The 16,972-nt window shown below is 62.7% G+C and carries 17 protein-coding genes and 1 pseudogene; 5 read left to right on the top strand and 13 right to left on the bottom strand.

The features are described 5' to 3' along the window. Nucleotides 1-14: 14 nt before the first annotated feature. The 3 genes from lipY (ACZY1I_RS04605) to ACZY1I_RS04595 form a co-directional block, all read right to left on the bottom strand. Nucleotides 15-1,406 carry a triacylglycerol lipase LipY gene (gene lipY / locus ACZY1I_RS04605; protein WP_463753070.1) on the bottom strand — a complete coding sequence of 464 codons (1,392 nt, stop codon included), beginning with the start codon at nt 1,404-1,406 and terminating at the stop codon, nt 15-17. Between the two features lie 153 nt (nt 1,407-1,559). After that, nucleotides 1,560-1,997 (bottom strand): CHAP domain-containing protein, encoded by a 438-nt coding sequence (locus ACZY1I_RS04600; protein ID WP_463753069.1) that lies wholly within the window; start codon nt 1,995-1,997, stop codon nt 1,560-1,562. 208 nt (nt 1,998-2,205) lie between these two features. Beyond that, nucleotides 2,206-2,826, bottom strand: coding sequence for a TetR/AcrR family transcriptional regulator (locus tag ACZY1I_RS04595; protein WP_463753068.1), 621 nt, complete (start codon nt 2,824-2,826; stop codon nt 2,206-2,208). A 113-nt stretch (nt 2,827-2,939) separates the two neighbouring features. Between ACZY1I_RS04595 and ACZY1I_RS04590 the strand changes: the two genes are divergently transcribed. Further along, nucleotides 2,940-3,650 carry a hypothetical protein gene (locus tag ACZY1I_RS04590; protein WP_463753067.1) on the top strand — a complete coding sequence of 237 codons (711 nt, stop codon included), beginning with the start codon at nt 2,940-2,942 and terminating at the stop codon, nt 3,648-3,650. A gap of 6 nt (nt 3,651-3,656) precedes the next feature. Here ACZY1I_RS04590 and ACZY1I_RS04585 read toward each other — a convergent pair whose 3' ends face one another. The 3 genes from ACZY1I_RS04585 to ACZY1I_RS04575 all read right to left on the bottom strand — a co-directional run bounded on the left by ACZY1I_RS04585 (nt 3,657) and on the right by ACZY1I_RS04575 (nt 6,315). Then, on the bottom strand, nt 3,657-4,262 hold the full coding sequence (locus ACZY1I_RS04585; RefSeq protein ID WP_463753066.1) for a hypothetical protein: 606 nt from the start codon (nt 4,260-4,262) through the stop codon (nt 3,657-3,659). Nucleotides 4,263-4,279: 17 nt separating this feature from the next. Then, complete coding sequence (locus ACZY1I_RS04580; RefSeq protein WP_463753065.1) at nt 4,280-5,287, bottom strand: helix-turn-helix transcriptional regulator; 1,008 nt, start codon at nt 5,285-5,287, stop codon at nt 4,280-4,282. 62 nt (nt 5,288-5,349) lie between these two features. Further along, complete coding sequence (locus ACZY1I_RS04575; RefSeq protein WP_463753064.1) at nt 5,350-6,315, bottom strand: GlxA family transcriptional regulator; 966 nt, start codon at nt 6,313-6,315, stop codon at nt 5,350-5,352. Between the two features lie 232 nt (nt 6,316-6,547). Between ACZY1I_RS04575 and ACZY1I_RS04570 the strand changes: the two genes are divergently transcribed. Then, nucleotides 6,548-8,179: an NAD(P)/FAD-dependent oxidoreductase gene (locus tag ACZY1I_RS04570; protein ID WP_463753508.1), complete on the top strand. Its 1,632-nt coding sequence runs from the start codon at nt 6,548-6,550 to the stop codon at nt 8,177-8,179. 4 nt (nt 8,180-8,183) lie between these two features. Continuing rightward, a complete protein-coding gene (locus ACZY1I_RS04565) occupies nt 8,184-9,659 on the top strand; it encodes an ATP-binding protein (protein WP_463753063.1) in 1,476 nt (491 codons plus the stop codon). A gap of 6 nt (nt 9,660-9,665) precedes the next feature. Here the strand turns inward: ACZY1I_RS04565 and ACZY1I_RS04560 are convergent. From ACZY1I_RS04560 to ACZY1I_RS04540, 5 genes and pseudogenes are all read right to left on the bottom strand, one after another. Beyond that, nucleotides 9,666-9,797, bottom strand: a pseudogene (locus ACZY1I_RS04560) (DUF5078 domain-containing protein); the annotation flags it as partial. 22 nt (nt 9,798-9,819) lie between these two features. Further along, complete coding sequence (locus ACZY1I_RS04555; protein WP_463753507.1) at nt 9,820-10,719, bottom strand: NADP-dependent oxidoreductase; 900 nt, start codon at nt 10,717-10,719, stop codon at nt 9,820-9,822. A gap of 79 nt (nt 10,720-10,798) precedes the next feature. Beyond that, nucleotides 10,799-10,969 (bottom strand): hypothetical protein, encoded by a 171-nt coding sequence (locus ACZY1I_RS04550; protein ID WP_463753062.1) that lies wholly within the window; start codon nt 10,967-10,969, stop codon nt 10,799-10,801. Between the two features lie 37 nt (nt 10,970-11,006). Further along, nucleotides 11,007-11,630 (bottom strand): alpha-ketoglutarate-dependent dioxygenase AlkB, encoded by a 624-nt coding sequence (locus ACZY1I_RS04545; protein ID WP_463753061.1) that lies wholly within the window; start codon nt 11,628-11,630, stop codon nt 11,007-11,009. Nucleotides 11,631-11,643: 13 nt separating this feature from the next. Continuing rightward, a complete protein-coding gene (locus ACZY1I_RS04540) occupies nt 11,644-12,399 on the bottom strand; it encodes an isocitrate lyase/PEP mutase family protein (RefSeq protein ID WP_463753060.1) in 756 nt (251 codons plus the stop codon). Nucleotides 12,400-12,831: 432 nt separating this feature from the next. On the opposite strand from ACZY1I_RS04540, the gene ACZY1I_RS04535 reads away from it, so the two are divergent. Both ACZY1I_RS04535 and ACZY1I_RS04530 read left to right on the top strand, forming a co-directional pair. Further along, on the top strand, nt 12,832-12,957 hold the full coding sequence (locus tag ACZY1I_RS04535; RefSeq protein ID WP_463753059.1) for a hypothetical protein: 126 nt from the start codon (nt 12,832-12,834) through the stop codon (nt 12,955-12,957). 39 nt (nt 12,958-12,996) lie between these two features. Beyond that, nucleotides 12,997-14,232, top strand: a complete 1,236-nt coding sequence (locus ACZY1I_RS04530; protein ID WP_463753058.1) for a thiolase family protein — start codon at nt 12,997-12,999, stop codon at nt 14,230-14,232. Here ACZY1I_RS04530 and ACZY1I_RS04525 read toward each other — a convergent pair. Beyond that, complete coding sequence (locus tag ACZY1I_RS04525) at nt 14,226-15,737, bottom strand: adenylate/guanylate cyclase domain-containing protein (protein WP_463753057.1); 1,512 nt, start codon at nt 15,735-15,737, stop codon at nt 14,226-14,228. The two genes, ACZY1I_RS04530 and ACZY1I_RS04525, sit on opposite strands and share 7 nt — an antisense overlap. A 56-nt stretch (nt 15,738-15,793) precedes the next feature. Continuing rightward, on the bottom strand, nt 15,794-16,945 hold the full coding sequence (gene lipY, locus ACZY1I_RS04520) for a triacylglycerol lipase LipY (protein WP_463753506.1): 1,152 nt from the start codon (nt 16,943-16,945) through the stop codon (nt 15,794-15,796). Nucleotides 16,946-16,972: the final 27 nt, after the last annotated feature.

Here is a 16,972-nt window from a genome sequence, read left to right as displayed (position 1 = left end):
TACTTCACTCGCGATCAGGCCGCGATACCGAGTTCGGTGTTGATCTGGTGCCAGTACCGGGGACCATCCAGGGTGAGAATCAGCCAGTCGTGTATTTGGCCGTTGGCTAGCACGAAGTTGATATTGGCTCCGGCGTTCGCAGCAAGTTGCTTAAGCACAAGCGCATCAGGTGAAAGTATGTCCAGATTTCCTGTATAGACGGTCGTCGGCGGGAGTCCCGCAAGATTGCCGTACAGCGGACTAACCATGGGATTCGTCACCGAAAGATTGCCCGCCCATTGCTTGCCGAATTGTTGCGCAAGCCCGACGGGAAGCAGCGGATCTTGGACTAAACCAATATTCGGATTACTCATGCTCAAGTCTAGCCACGGAGACAGCAACACCATTCTTGACGGCAGCACGTTACCGTTGATCACCATCTGCTGGACAGCCGCCAGCGCTAGGTTGCCGCCAGCAGAGTCCCCGATGACGCTGACATTAGAGGACCCGTGCAGCGCGGTTTGAGAAGCGATGAAGTTTGCCATTTGAGGAACCACCAGGCCGGCAGTACCTCCTTCTTGTATCAACGGGTAAATCGGTACCTGAATTGTCGCACCGGTCTGATACGACATCACCGAGTAATGGATCCAGTGCAAAAATGAGGGCGGAAAGATGAACGCGCCACCATGAATCGCGACGACGTACTCACCGGTTGGATGAGCCGGCGTGATCTGCACGATGCTCATTCCATCAGAGGTGGAGTAACTGACCGTTTCCCCCAACAGCAAATTCAGAAGGGGTGGCGGGGAGTTGCCGATAAACCACGAAAGCGGGGGGATGTCGCTGGCTATTAGCTGCAGGACCGGGTTCCCCGGCGTTGCCAGGTAATTGTCGAGTCCGGACAGGCTGAGCAGCGGTTTCAACGGGTACAGCAGACCCTCTTCAAACCTGGTTATCAGCGACGGGTTGCCGGTATAGGTGCCGATCTGCCCGGGCAGCAAGGGCGGAGCAGCAATCGTTCCGAAGATCTCGCTGAAAAAGAAGTTGCCCACCCGCGCGACGCCGGCGAACAGGTTTGCGGGGACCTGCAGGATTTCCTGCTCGACGGAGGCCGCAGCCCCTTCGAAGGACCCCAGCAGCGCAGCATTGTTCGCTTCGGCGGAGGCATACGTCCCGCTCGCGTTGCCCAGGGCTTGTGCGAACCCCTCTTGGAAGGCCGCGGCCTGTGCGCTCAGCGCCTGATAGCCCTGGCCGTGGGCGGAGAACCAGGCCGCAATGGCCGCAGACACCTCGTCCTCAGCCGCGGCGAGCACACCGGTGGTGGCGCTCGCCACGCCCTGGTTTGCCGTCGCCACCGCGGTACCGATCGACGTCACATTTGTTGCCGCGGCGGCCATTACGTCCGGAAAAGCGATTAAAGAGGACATCGAGCCGCTCCCACCCCCTCGAGGCAACCTCCCAGTTGCCGAGCCAATACAGATCTCCGGGTAGCCGGAGCTTATGCCGACGCCGGGGCGTCATGAAGCGTTTTGGCGTGATTTACCAAGTTACAGATGGGTGCTGGCCACCAAAGCGGCGCGTCAGGGGATCAGGATGAAGCTCATCCCTGGGACAGCTCTCGCGTTGCGCGTGCTGAATTCGTGGAAGCCCGCAGTGCGATATCCGTTGGCATCGCTGGCGCCCGGGCCGAAGTTCATTTCGGTGATCGTCATGTCGCCGCCGTTGACCGCCTCGACCCAGGCGACGTGCCCGACTCCCCCGACCAGCGCGCTGCTGTAGACGGCTACTGAGTGGGGCTCTGGTTCGCCGACGACTGTCCACCCAGCCGCTTGGGCCTGATTGGCCCAAACCTCGGCGTTCCCGGTGAGTGCCTGAACGTAGTAGCCGGTGTGCTCGCGTATCTGTTCTTGAGCTCCCCAGGTGCAGTAGCCCTCGGAGCCGGTGAGCGGATTGTGGTCGGTGGTGGCGCCTTTGGTCCGGTTGTTCACCGTGTCCGCGTTGGTCGGCCCCGTCGCCATTGCAGCTCCCAGCGACAATGCACTGGTCACGGCTAGGGCGGCCACAACTCGCTTAGTGTTCAGTCTGGTCTTCATTGACCCCCCTGCCTGACGCACCCCAACCCGTTACATATTTGTTATCGCCGGGCAACCGGAATTCGTTTCACAACTCCGGAAAGGAGGGCCCCGGGACGAGGCACCGGACACGCGGTGCGACTGAGGGGTCGAGCTAGGTCGTTTGGTGCTTCGCCAGTTCTCCCAGCGTGACAACGCCCTGGGTGAACTGCGCGGCCAACGCGGAAGTGTCAGCGTCGAGTTGCTCGGACATGTTGGCAGTCAACGCCAGAGTGGCGAATCCATGCGATAGCGACCAGCCTGCGATGGCGAGACCGCGGACACCCTCGTCGGTCACCTTGCCCGAGCGAAGTGAAGTGAGACTGGCACGGGCGGTGTCGTACAGGATGTCGAAAGCCGCTGCTCTTGCGACCACCAGCTCTGGGTCGTCGGCCCGATAAAGGTAGGGGCGGAACATCACTTCGAAGTGGCCGCGGTGTGCCAGGGCAAAAGCGATGTAGGCCTGGCCTCCTTGCAAGAATCCATTGGGGCCGGTCGCGGCTGCGCCGATCATCTCCGCTTGGAGTCGGAATCCCTCTGTTGCCACCGCGGTGAAGATCCCGGGCTTGTCGCCGAATTGGTAGGCCAGCGCGGCATGGGAAACGCCCGCGCGGCGAGCGATGCGGCGCATGCTCACCCCTGCGACCCCGACGGACTCGACTTCCGCTACCGCGCCGTCAATCGCCGCTCGCTCGAGCCGCCCGTGATGATAGGGCCGCTTCGCATCCGTGGTCATGGTCCGCCACTCTACGACGGCCAATCTAACCATTGATAAGTTCCGCCGGTTGCGGCAGACTGGCCCCCATCGACGGAACTAACCACTGGTAAGACTACTGGCCAGGAGGACGTGTGACCGACAGCAGCATGGCGCTCGTCGACAAGCAGGCTTGGGGTTCGACGCGCGTGGCGCGCTGGGCCGGCACTATCGGATTCGCACTCCCCGCGATCTCGCTGGTGTTTTATCCGATCTGGTCATTCCCCGGAACCCAGACGTCGGGCACCGCATTGGCGCAGTGGGCCGCGACGCATCACGCCCGGCTAGTCGTGACGATGCTGCTCGACACCGCCGGCGTCACCGTCTGGCTGATCTTCGGCGCCGCTGTTTGGACTCACCTGCGCGACCGACTTCCCGCGAGATCGACTGTGCCAATGTGTTTCGCGGGCGGGTTCATCGGGTGCGTGATCCTGTTGCTCAGCGGATTCACGGCGTTCGATCTGCTGCTCTACCGACCCCACAGCGCTGAGACTTCGACCCTGCTGTACGACCTGACCTTCGGGCTGCTGGCGATGTCGGGGATGCCCACCGTCGTGGCGCTGGGGTCATTCGCGGTCGCGGTATACCGCCACCCTCGGGTACTTCCGCACTACACCGCTCACCTCGCGATAGCCGCCGCGGCAATACATCCGCTACTCCTCGCCGCATTCATCGTTCAAGACGGGCCGCTGTCGCTCGAGGGTCTCTCGATCACCGCAATGCCGGCCTTCCTGTTTGCCTGGATACTGGGAACCGCACTCGCGATGCCACATGAGGCTCAGTCGTCAAGGAAGCCAGGCGTTTAACGGCTGCTACGCGACGTACCCGCGGGGCAGCACCGAGAAGTCGACGCAGGCCGCGGCCAACACATCGCCGAAATTCGGAGCGACGGGCGCGCGGAGAGTGAGCATCGCACCGGCCGAGGGTGCTCTCAAACTGGCGTAGTTCTGGTTGAAGAGCCGCTGCAACGCCTCGTTCCGGATGTCACTCCATGCCGTGTGAACGGTCATCAAGCTGAGGAAACCAAGTTCCTCGCCGGCCGGGGTCAATATCCGGTGATGCCAGGCACTGTCGGCTTTGAAGCCAGAGTGCGGCTGGATAGTCGCCAAGACAGTCCCACCCGCGTCCTCGAAGCGCGCCGAACCATCGACCGGCACGATTCGCCCCACGGGGGCGTTCTGCCTGGTGATGGTCGTGGTTCCGGCCACCGCTATCTGCAGTTGGTCGCCCCCGGAAGTCGACAACGTGTAGTCGGCTTTACCACCGTTCTTGAACCCGAATAGCACTGCGGCACCATCTTTTTGCTGAGCGCGCCCCAAATCAGTGCCGACCGTGTCGACGAGATCGACGCGTAGGGCGTTGGACGTCGCCCTGGACAGTCGCGCAATGACGGTGGTGGCGTCTCCAAGAATTGGCATGCCGGGAGAGTAGTGACCTAGGCGACGGCGCTCGCCGACAGGTCACAGGCATCGGACGTCTCTGCGCATCCACAGGAGACGTTCTGCGAAACGTACATCCGTGCGCTGCTGGAAGATCCGCTGTCAATGTCCGGATCCGCCACCTTCCGGCTGCTTTCCACCAGGATGGATCTCTTGAATTCGGTCGGCGTGTACCCGAAGGTCTTCTTGAAGGCCGAGCTGAAGTGGCTGTGACTATGAAACCCGAGCTCGACGGCGAGGGTCATCAGGTCCTCGCATTCCGGCAGCAGGCTCAGCGCATATCCAAGCCGCTGGCGCAGGTGATAGCGGTAGAGCGGGACGCCCTCGACGCGACGAAAGGCGTCGGTCAGGTAAACCGGTGTAACACTGACCTTTTCGGCAATCGTGGCCAACGTCCAGCGTCGGCCTGGATCGGCCGCCAGCAGCATCTTGACGTCGTCAGCCATTACCTCGGGGCGGCTGTTGCCCGGACGTTCGACATGAAATGCCTTATTTCCCAATGCATGTCGAACCAGATCAAGTGCGAGCGTCTCTGCTTCCAATTGATCGATGGTTCGTCGCAGCAGTCGCTGACGTAGTTGCGCCGCCAACAGTTGGGTGTGCGCATCAACGCGCACCGAAGATCGGTTGAGCGCGGCACGCTCACGCGCATAACGGTATTCGGGCGGTGCGAGCTCCAACAGCGTCTGCGGATCAACAGCCAGGGTCAAGGTCGCATCCCCGCCGGCCACCGGATGACTGACTCGGTAGGGCTCATAGGCATTGGTGACCACCATGTGATTCGCGTCGGCCACATAGTCTTTGCCGCCGACGGAGTGCACATACACACCGCGCTGAGGGAAGGCGATGCGAGCACCTGACGCATGCTCTTCGGCTGCCTTACCTCGGCACAGGCCTTGACACTCCACGTCCCACGCCGTCACCGTTTCCGTCCGCAGCACCAGTCGGGCGTCGTATTCCGGCACGGCGTGAATGACCCGCGCTTGACGTTGCCCATTCTGCACAAACTCAACCCTAGGAAGCGGCGGCCCTGTCCGCTATGACATACATGCAACATTTTCTGCCATCACGACGGCTCGTTGATCAGGGTGTGCCTGCTGAAGCGCTGGCGGTAGTCGGATGGCGACACACCCCGCACCCGTAGGAACGAGCGGCGCAGCGAGTTGGCACTGCCGAAGCCGCACTGGTGGGCGATGTCGTCGAGTGTGCTGGTTGATTCCTCGAGTCGACGCTGTGCGGCCTCGACCCGGATCTGGTCGACGTAGCGAGCCGGGGTTTGACTTACTTCGCGCGTGAATACGCGGGCGAAGTTGCGTGGGCTCATGTGCGTCCGTGCGGCGAGCGCTTCGACGGACAGATCGGCTTTGACGTTGTCTACGATCCAGGCCTGCAGTTCGCGTAATGGTTCGCGGTCCGCAGTCTGGGCCGCCAGGGCGGTGCTGAACTGGGACTGGCCGCCCGGCCGTCGCATGAAGAGCACAAACTCGCGCGCGATCGTCATGGCAACCTGGTGACCGCAATCCTCTTCGACCAGCGCCAGCGCCAGGTCCATTCCCGCGGTGACACCGGCCGAGGTGTAGACGTTGTCCGACCGGATGAAGATGGGTTCGGAATCGACGACAACTGCCGGGTAAGAGCTTTGCAACTGATCGCTGAAGCGCCAATGAGTAGTTGCCTGACGGCCTTCCAACAGCCCGGCGGCGGCCAGCGCAAAAGCCCCCGTGCAGATGGAGCCAACGCGGCGCGATTTCTTCGCTGCGCGTTGCAATTGGCTGACGAATGCGGGGTCCTCGATCATCTCGAACACGCCGTAGCCACCGGCCACAATCAGGGTGTCGATCTGACCCCGAAGGTCGGCGAGCGCAACGTCAGCCCATAACCCGACCCCGGATTCGGCGTTGAAGGTTCCAGCCTGCGGCGCCGCAACCTCGACGCGGTAGGCGTCGGCTTCGGCGAACACCTCGTAGGGACCGGACAGATCCAAGGACTGCACGCCAGGAAACCCGACGATGACTACACGTCTGGCCCGCATGAGCCCCCTCGGTTGTCCAATGGCTTCTTTCTTGGCAGAAAATGCCCTATCTATGTCATAGCAGACAGTCAGCCGTACGGCTTCCCGCGCGGCGGCGCTGAAAATCTGACAGCGCGCAATCCGCTCGTCGCCTAAATTCAGACAGTGAGAGTGCCGCACCGGGAGCGCCGAGAGGATACTGAGCCGGGTGACGAGACCCGATGCCGAGGACCGCTCGGCCCGTAAGCCGGTGATGTTGACCGTGGACGACGACCCCGCGGTGTCTCGCGCGGTCGCCCGCGACCTGCGCCGCCACTACGGCGAGGAGTACCGAATCGTCCGCGCGGAATCCGGTTCCGACGCGCTGGCCACCTTGAAGGAACTCAAGCTGCGCGGCGAGGCGGTCGCAATGCTGATTGCCGACTACCGGATGCCACAGATGAGCGGCATCGAATTCCTCGAGCAGGCAATGGATCTCTATCCGACGGCGCGGCGGGTGTTGTTGACCGCGTACGCCGACACCCACGCCGCGATCGACGCGATCAATGTCGTAGACCTCGATCACTACCTGCTCAAGCCGTGGGACCCGCCGGAGGAAAAGTTCTACCCTGTCGTCGATTCGTTGTTGGCGGCATGGAAGCGCACACCCGAACGCTCCGTCCCGCACACCAAGGTGATCGGGCACCGCTGGTCGGAGCGGTCCTGGCAGGTCCGAGACTTCCTGGCCCGCAACGGACTTTTCTACACCTGGTTCATGGCAGACGAGCCCGCCGGCCAGCAACTCTTGCAGGCCGCCGGCGAGGACGGGCTGCGGCTTCCGGTCGTTGTTACGGATCGGGGCGAGCCTTTGGTCGAACCCACCGACGCTCAGCTTGCCGACACACTCGGCCTGACCAGCACGCCGTCGGAAAAGTTCTATGACCTGGTCGTCATCGGCGGCGGCCCGGCTGGGCTGGCCGCCGCCGTCTACGGCGCCTCAGAGGGACTGCGGACGGTGTTGATCGAACGCACCGCAACCGGCGGCCAAGCCGGGCAGAGCTCACGAATTGAGAATTACCTGGGCTTTCCAGACGGGGTGTCAGGCAGCCAACTGGCTCAGCGCGCACGCCAGCAGGCGGAAAAGTTCGGCGCCGAACTCATCACCGCCCGCACGGCTACCGCACTGGACGTGACCGGGTGCGCGCGCACCGTCCGGTTCTCCGATGGCGGCTCTATCGATGCCCACGCAGTCATCGTGGCCACCGGTGTCGCGTACCGGCAACTGGCGGCCACCGGCTGCGACGAATTGACCGGCCGCGGCATCTACTACGGAGCCGCCACGTCCATTGCATCGGAATGCGCGGACGAAGAGGTCTATGTGATCGGCGGGGCCAACTCAGCGGGACAGGCCGCCATGTATCTGTCCCGGGAGGCTAAATCGGTGACCATCGTGGTGCGGGCACCGTCGCTGACGGCGTCGATGTCGCATTACCTGATCCAGCAGATCGAGCAGAATCCCAAGATCACGGTCCGTACCTGCACCGAAGTGCAGCACGTCGAAGGAACGGACCATCTGGAAAAGCTCACCCTGCTCAACAACCAGACCGGCGAGGCGCAGGAGGTCAACTGTGGGCGGATGTTCATCTTCATCGGCGCCGCACCGCGCACCGACTGGCTTGACGGGGTACTCGCCCGCGACGACCACGGCTTCATCCTGACCGGCCCCGACTTACGCAACGTCTGCGGCTGGGGACTCGAACGCCCGCCGCATCACCTGGAAGCCAGCGTGCCCGGGGTGTTCGTCGCGGGCGACGTACGGTCGGAGTCGGCCAAACGAGTCGCGGCTGCGGTCGGTGAGGGATCGATGGCCGTCATGCTGGTCCACCGCTACCTCGCGGAGGCGTAGCGCCATGGCCAGCCCCTGTCAGCCCGACGAGCTTCGAACGCTATTTCTGTTCGAAGCGCTCACCGACGAGCAGCTCGCGGTTTTGTGCGCCGCCGGCCACATGGCGGACTACCAACCGGGCCCCATCTGCACCGAGGGCGATCCGGCCACCTGCTTCTACGTCCTCGTCGACGGGGAGTTGGCGATGTCGAAACAGTCTGGCGGACAAGACATCGAAACCAATCGGACCTCACAGCGCGGCGTGTACTGCGGAGCCTGGAAGGCGTTCACCGGCAGGCCACAACAGACCTATGACGCATCGGTGCACGTGACCCGGCCGTCACGGTTCTTCGTCATGGACGCGCCTGAGTTCGCGCACTTCATGCAGGACCAGTTCCCGATGGCGGTCCATCTACTCGACGGCATCGCGATCGGCACCGAGCGAACCCGCCGCATCATCGACAACCGCGAGAAGCTGCTGGCGCTGGGACAGTTGTCGGCCGGGTTGACCCATCAGCTCAACAACCCCGCCGCCGCCACCGCGCGGGCCGCGGCCGAATTGCGCGATCGGGTGGCTGGGATGCGGCACAAGCTCGCCATGCTCGCCGACGGCACCGTCAGCCCGAAGGCGCTACAGGCCCTGGTACGACTCCAGGAGGAGGTGGCCGCGCAGGTCGGTAAGGCATCCCAGCAACTGACCGCCATGCAAGCGGCCGACCTCGAGGAAGCCGTGGGCGAGTGGCTCGAGCACCACGGCATCGACGGCGGCTGGGACATCGCACCGACGTTCGTCGAAGCGGGCATCGACATCGATTGGCTGGAGCGGACTTCGGCGACCATCGACGAACTGGATGCATCGACATCGCTGGAGAAGGCGATCCAGTGGCTCACCTGCACCGTGGAAGGCGAGCTGCTGATGGACCAGATTCTCGAAGCCAGCAATAGAATCTCGGCGCTGGTGGCCGACGCCAAGCAGTACTCCCAACTGGACCGGGCGCCGTTCCAGGTGACCGATGTACACGCACTACTGCGAAGTACGCTGGCGATGTTCGCCGACCGGCTGGGCAAAGATGCGGCCAAGGACCGACCAGTCATCGCGGTAGTCAAGGAGTTCGATCAATCTCTACCCGAAATCCCCTGCTATCCAGGCGATCTCAACCAGGTTTGGACGAACATCATCGACAACGCCATCGCCGCCATGCGCAGCGAGGGCGGAACCCTGACACTGCGAACTTCACGCGATGGCGAGAATAGGGCGCGAGTGGAGATCTGCGACACGGGCCCCGGAATACCCGAGGACGTCCGCGACCATATCTTCGAACCGTTCTTCACCACCAAACCGTTCGGTGAAGGCACCGGACTGGGCCTCGATCTGGCCTGGAACATCGTCGTCAAGAACCATCGTGGCGATCTACGGGTGGAGTCGACGCCGGGCGATACGCGGTTCATCGTGTTACTGCCTCTTGAAATGCCTGCCACAGAGCCAATTACGAGCGAGTAGCACCCCTCACGCCCAGTCCCACACGGACATATCACCGCGTGGGTAGCCGGCGCAGACTTCGGTCGCTCTGGCGACAGTGTCTTCGGAGTACTGACGGCGCCCCGCGGGATCCAGCGAGAAGAACCAGTGATTGCGGTCTGGCGTGGACACGGAACGCGAATCAGCTAATCCGGAGAACGGTTTTCCCGATGAGGTGGCCTCGGGGAATCTTTTCCAGAGCCTCGACCGCGTCGGCCAAAGGCAGCACCGACGACACTTCAACCTTGAGGGAGCCGTGCTGTATCAGTTTCGACAGCTGTTCCAGAGCCACGTAGTCGGGTTCAGCGACGAACGACGATGCCGGCACACCCAAATCCGCAGCCGCTGAATGGATCTCGGAAATATTCGGCAGCTTTCTGGCGCTGATGAGCAACCCGCCTTTGCGCAGCGCGCCCAGCATCGGGATCGTCGTATCGCCACCGGCGAGCTCGATCACCACATCCGCATCGTTGACCTCGTCAGTGACGACTGACGTGGTGTAGTCGACTACGCGATCCGCGCCCAGTCGTTGCACAAGCTCGTGCTGCTCTTGCCGAGCGACGGCAATCACGGACGCGCCCAATGCTTTTGCTACCTGCACAGCGATGTGGCCGACTCCGCCGGCAGCGCCGTTCACCACAACGATCGTTCCCGAGCCGACTTCAGCTACCTCAGCGAGCATTTGCCAGGCGGTCAGGCCGGTGAGAGCAACCGCAGCGGCCTCTTCAAAGCTGATAACACCGGGCTTCAAGGCCAGTTGCCGGGCCGGGACAGCCAGGTACTCTGCATATCCTCCGGCCGCCCGTGGAAACCTTGGGAATCCGAAAATCTCGTCCCCGACCTTAAAGCGGTTCGTCCCAAATCCAACCTTCTCGACCACCCCCGAGATCTCCCATCCGGGAATGTGCGGCAGTGCCAACGCGTCCATGTAACCCCTGCCGACCGCCGTGTGATAGTCGATCGGGTTGACTCCGACAGCTTTCACCCGGACCAGCACCTCTGTCGGAAGAGGTTCTGGCCGTGGCACTTCAACCAATCTCATCGTGTCGAGTGAGCCCCACTCTTCTTGCTGAATTGCCCGCATCATCGCCTGGCCGTTGGTCAAGATCTCCTCCTCTCGTTCATGCGGGCGACGGCTTCGGCCGTCGTCCAGACTGCGTGAGGCGTTCTTCGATCATCGGGAAATAGACGCCACCCTCGGTCAGGAACTCGTTCTGCATGTCTGCCAAAACCAATGCCGTGTGATCCTCGTCGAGTTGCATCTCGGCATTGCGGTGAGTGAAGGTAAACATGATGCGGCGCCTAGGGATCAGCACTTCAGCCGTGCGTTCAGGACTTGACGGCGCTGGAAAAATTCAGACTCATCCGGGCTCCGGCCGGCGTCTTCTGCTTGGGCACACAGTGTTGGAAGTCGCGTTGGCACCGGCCATGCATCACAATCAAGTCGCCGCCGGCAGGGGTGAACACCCAGCTGAGCCCGCCCCCTACCGGGCGAACCAGAAATCGACGCGGTGCGCCCAGGCTTACCACCGGAATGGTTGCCGTCGCCAATTTATCCGCCGGACGGTCGGCGTGCCAGCCGGTGCCATCGTTGTGGTCCCGATACCAGTTCATCCAAATCCGTTCATAAGGCACCCCGAACTGATCGCTCAACATCGCGGCCAACTCGGCGAGAAACGTTGGCGCCGAGGCACGATCGGTGTACTCGCCAGTCAGCCGAGGTTCGTCGACCATCCGGTTGTACATCCACCGGCGACGTTGCTCCCACACATCGAGGGCGGCCAGCTCGGCCAGCAGCATCTGGTGCCCGGTGAGCAGACCAGGCACGTGAGTGATCCACGAGTCTTCATCGAGGCGGTGCTCGGACGCAGCCGAAAATGCGGCGATGTCAAAGGCCGGAACCTGGGCGTCGTCGAAGTCGTCGAACAACGTCGGCTGTTCGGGATAGCTCATCAGTGCTCGCTCACTAGGCCAGTTTGAGGAAGTCACTTTCAAAAGCCTTCATCGCCTCTACATACGGCGTGTTGCCGTAACTGATTCGCGCTACACCGATTTCGGCAAGCTCGGCATTGGTGGGCACGCCGTCGAAGGTCATCACGTTGACCGGCAGCGGTGAGCCTTCGCAGATTCGGGTGATGAGGTCCTTGTCAGGTAGGCCAGGGATGAAATACCCGGAGGCGCCGGCCGCGGCATAAGCCTTTGCCCGATCGATGGCTTCCCCGGTGACCGATTTCGGCTCATTGCCTTGTCCCAAGAACAAGTCGGTGCGGGCATTGATGAACAGCGGAATGCCCTTTTCATCGGCGACTTTCCGGATAGCCGCGACTCGATCGGCCTGCCGGTCGATCGCGTACAGTCCGGATCCCTTGACGACGCGGTCTTCGAAATTGATTCCGACGACACCGGTATCCAGCAAACGGGAGATGTTCTGTGCCAGCTCAACGTCGTCCTCAGTGAAGCCGCCCTCGAAGTCTGCCGTGACCGGTACGTCGACCGATGCGACAATCCTTTCGACGATCTGGTTCAGAAACTCGACGGGGATGCCCTCGCCGTCCCGGTAGCCCTGCGCTTCGGAGAGCGACCAACTGCTGGTCCCCACTGCCGGCGCTCCCGCTTTGGCCAGTGTGGCAGCGCTGCCCGCGTCCCACACGTTGTAGAGCACCAGTGGCGCTCCCTTGGTGTGAAGCTCGGCGAAACGGGTGGCTTTGTCCTGCTGGCTCACGGTGCTCTCCTTGACTGAGCGTTCATCCTGATATCTGCAAATCGTTGTAATACAACAGCTTTACCGCTGTATTGACGGCTGATTTCTACGTTACGAGGCGCGTGGGCGGCCGCGCTGTCAAGATCTTTGGCATACCGGTGGCCGGGTACGCCGCGCACATGAATTTTGTGATAGCGGCGTGCGATGAAGCGCTGTTAGCTTCACCCGGTGGCTTACGCAACGACGCAAGCGCGGCTATGACCCAGCGAGGTCTCGTGCCCCTCAATCGACGAGTTCGTCGCGACACTCGACTACCAACTCGCGCGGGCTTATGGTCTATGTTGCGGCCTTCGGCCTCACCCACCTACCGCTTCAGCTCACCGCGCGGAGGAGAAGCCATGATGGCTCTCTTGGAATTAACCAGCAGCGGCACAGCATCTTTCGACGAAGGCAATGTCTATTTCATCGGCAACGCCACCACTCGACGACTTCCAGCGTGCCGCCGAAGCCTCAACCACGACAACGAAATTCGTGTACCTCGCGCACGGCGAAACCTATACCTTCACTCCCGACGCATGACCACCTGAGCGCCATAAACCAATCGCGGAAAGGCTGACCATGACGCAGGCCTACGTTCTAGGCGGAGTACGCACACCGTTCACCCGCTACGGCGGCACGCTGTCCGGCATCCGCACCGATGAACTGCTGGGCATGACGATGAAGGGCGCGTGCGAACGCGTCGGAGTACCGCTGGATGCCGTGGAAGATATCGTCGCCGGTTGTGTGAATCCCGCGCACGAGGGAATGGGCGATATCGCCCGCTGGGCGGCATTGGCCGTGGGATTCCCCGACAGCGTCGCCGGCGCAACACTCAATCGGTACTGCGGGTCGTCACTGAGTGCCTTGATCAGCGTCAGTCATTCCATCAAAGCGGGTGATCTGGGCGTCGGGATCGCCTGCGGAGTCGAGTCGATGTCACGGTCAGGGTGGGCGCTGATGAAGGGTGACGCGCCGTTCAGCCCACGAGGCCCGGTGTTCATGCTCGACACCATGTGGTCCGGCGCCGGCGGCCCGCCCAACCCGGCCCTGCTCGCCCGCAACGCCTACATCAGCATGATCGAGACCGCACAAAACGTCGCCGACCGATATTCGCTGAGCCGCAAAGAGATTGACGACTTTGCCCTACGGTCGCAGCAGCACGCCAAAGCCGCACGCGACCGCGGCCGGTTCGCCAAAGAGATCATGCCGGTACCCCTCCCCGCGACCAAGAAGACCCCCGCGCGGTTGGCCGAGCACGACGAGTTCATCCGCGACGACACCATCGCGGAGACACTCGCCGCGTTGCGCGCCCAGCCGGGCACCACCCAGATGACCGCCGCCAACTCGACTCCGCTGACCGACGGTGCCAGCGCGGTCGTCGTTGCATCCAGAGAAAAGGCAGCCGAACTCGGGGTAGCACCGCTGGCTCGGGTGCTGTCCAGCGCTGTCTACGGGATCGATCCACTGGTGATGGGCCTGGCGCCGGCGTGGGCCATTCCGATGGCCATCCGTCGAGCAGGTCTGAGACCGGAGCAGATCGACGTATGGGAAGTGCACGAAGCATTCAGTGCGCAAGCGCTGGGTGTCTTGCGCGAACTCCCCAACCAGCTGGACGGTTTCGTCATCCCCGACGACAAGCTGACGCCGAACGGCGGCGCAGTGGCCATCGGGCACCCGTTCGGAGCCACCGGAACCCGCTATGTGCTCACGTTGGCCACCGAACTGCAGGAACGTGGCGCGCGCTACGGCGTGATCGGTGTGTGCATCGGGTCGGGCCAAGGTGTCGCCGTGGTGCTGGAGAACCCGCTTCAGTAGACGACGCTCGGATCGAGGCCGAATACTTGCACCTCGGCCGACTTTCCCTTCAGTGCGTGCGCGCCACGGTCGTTGAGTCCGGTCGGTCGGCCAACGAGGGCGTCGACGCAGTAGTGGGTGAGAAGGATTGCGTCACCGGTGGTCTTGGTGAGCTGCTCGACGCGAGCAGCGACGTTGACGGTGTCGCCGATCAAGGTGAACTCCAGCTTGCCTCCCCCACCGATCGTGCCGGCGATCACTACACCAGTGTTGATCCCGATGCCGATGCGAAGCGCGTCATCGAATCGTTCGGCGACCAGACGGTGGATGAGCACAGCCGCACTGACAGCGGCATCGGCGTGATCAACCAGGTCATTGGGTGCGTTGAAGACCGCCAGGGCGCCGTCACCGAGAAACTTGTTGACGTGCCCACCGGCGTCGACTACAGCCGGGACGACGATTTCGAACAGGGTGTTGAGGCGGGCGACGGTGTCCTCGGCGGTGTTGGCTTCCGCGAACGGAGTGAAGTCGCGGATGTCCACGAACATCACCGTCACCTCCCGGCGTTCGCCGGTGAACACGTCGTCACCCTGCGCGAGCAGTCGCGAAGCCAGGGCGGGGTCGACGTAGGTTCCGAAAGCAGCCTGAAGTCGTTGTCGTTCAACCAAACCCGCCTGCATTCGGTTGAATGACGCAGCGAGGGCACCGAGGCCATCGTCCTGCACCACCGGCAGCCGTTGGCTGTAGTCACCGACCGCAACACGCTCGGTTCCTTCGGCGAGGTCGCGCATGGGTCGCAAGGATGGTGCGAACGCGGCACTGACGTTCGGCACCCCGAAGCCGAGCGCCAACGCACAACCGATCACGAGAAAGAGCACCGGTGCCGCACGGGCCCAATCGAATACGGCCGCCAGCATCGCACCATAAACCGAGAACAGAAACACGGCCGAAAGCATGGACACGCTGGACCACGCGGCAAATGTCGGTCGTGAGCGGGGCAGGGAGTCACCGACCCCCGTGTCACCGGCGATGGCGATCCTGACTGGCCGCGCCGCTACCTCGCCGAAGCTGTGCACCGCGCCCACCTGGGTGACCATTCCTACGACGGCGCCCAGGATCCCGTACTGGACTAGCCGCGCCCCTGTTGCCCCGGCCACCGCACCGACAACGACCGATAACAAGCCGTCCCAAACGGCGTTGAATGCGACCGCTCGAACAACCGCCCCCCGGGTGAAGGCGTAGGTGGCTTCCAGTGCCCTAGCCCGATCGACCTCGTGGCCGGCTGCCCACTGCTCCGCAACGCGGAAGCCCCCCAGTCCGGGAAGCATGATCACGTACGCCAGCACCGGCACGGCGACAACGGTGACGGCGGCCGCCTCGACATAGTGACCGGACTTCTCGACAGCAACGATGAGAAACGACCAAAAGAGATAAAGCGGCAGGAGCAAAGGGAACGCGAATGCATAGGCCGCCCACGAGTACCTCGCTCCGTACCGATCCCACATCCACTGCCAGATCCGGTTCATCACGCGAGACTAAACGCCGGCACCGCTGACCTGCACTAATTCGTGCAAGCAGGCACTCAGGCCGCGATGCCGAGTTCGTGGTTGATCTGCGGCCAGTACAGCAACCCAAGCGGGTTCAGCAGAACCCAGTCGTGACTTTGGAACGGGGCGGTGACGAAACTGAACGGGGCGCCGAGGCTCTGCGCTTCCCGCTGCAGGGCATTGGCGGAGGCGACCAGCGGATCCAACGACCCCGAGTAGACATACGTCGGCGGAAGTCCGGCCAACGATCCGTACAGCGGGCTGACCATCGGGTTGGTGACAGAGAGATTGCCTCCCCACCACATGCTGACCTGTTCGCCCATCGCGACGTCCAGCCACGGAGACAGCAGGACCATCGACGACGGGACGGGGCCGAGCGGGTTCGTCTGCACCATGTACTGGACGGCAGCCAGGGCGAGGTTGCCACCCGCCGAGTCGCCGATCACGCTGACGTTCTGGACCCCGTGTTGAGCGATCTGCGAGGAGATGAAGCGGGCGGTAGCCGGTACGACCGTCCCGGCAGTGCCACCCTCCTGGATCAACGGATAAATCGGTACCTGGAAGGTTGCGCCGGTCATATAGGCCGTCACCGAATAATTGACCCAATGGAAAATTGAGGGCGGAAAGATAAATGCGCGACCGTGCAAAGCCACCACGTATTCGCCAGTGGGATGAGCCGGCGTGATCTGAACGACGTTCATGCCCTCAGACGTGGTGTACGAGACAGTCTCGCCCAGCAATAAATTCAAAAGCGGCGGCGGCTGGTTGCCCATGATCCACGACAACGGCGGGAAGGGGTCGGCCAGCAGCTTCAGGAATGGCGAATCGGCTACCGAAAACCACGATTGAATCCAAGACTCGAATCCGGTGGCCGCTGCCGACGGAAGCTGCTGAACACCGATCGCCGCCTGCTCGAAGGCCGCCAACGGCGCGACACTGGCCGCCTCTGCGGCGGCGTACGCCCCGGTTGCGCCCGTCAAGGTCTGCACGAACCGTTCGTGAAAAGCCGCCGCCTGGGCGCTGAGAGCCTGAAAACCCTCGCCGTGGGCGGAAAACGCGGTTGCGATCGCGGCCGACACCTCATCCTCGGCAGCAGCGAGAACATCCGTGGTAGCACCCGCCACGCTCCGGCTTGCCGTTGTGACATCCGAACCAATCGACGCCACATTCGTGGCCGCGGCGGACATCAACTCGGGCAACGCAACAACGTACGA

Source organism: Mycobacterium sp. IDUB_37 (assembly GCF_055419245.1).
The sequence above is the reverse complement of the archived record's forward strand: the minus strand, read 5'-3'. Positions and strand labels throughout refer to the sequence as shown.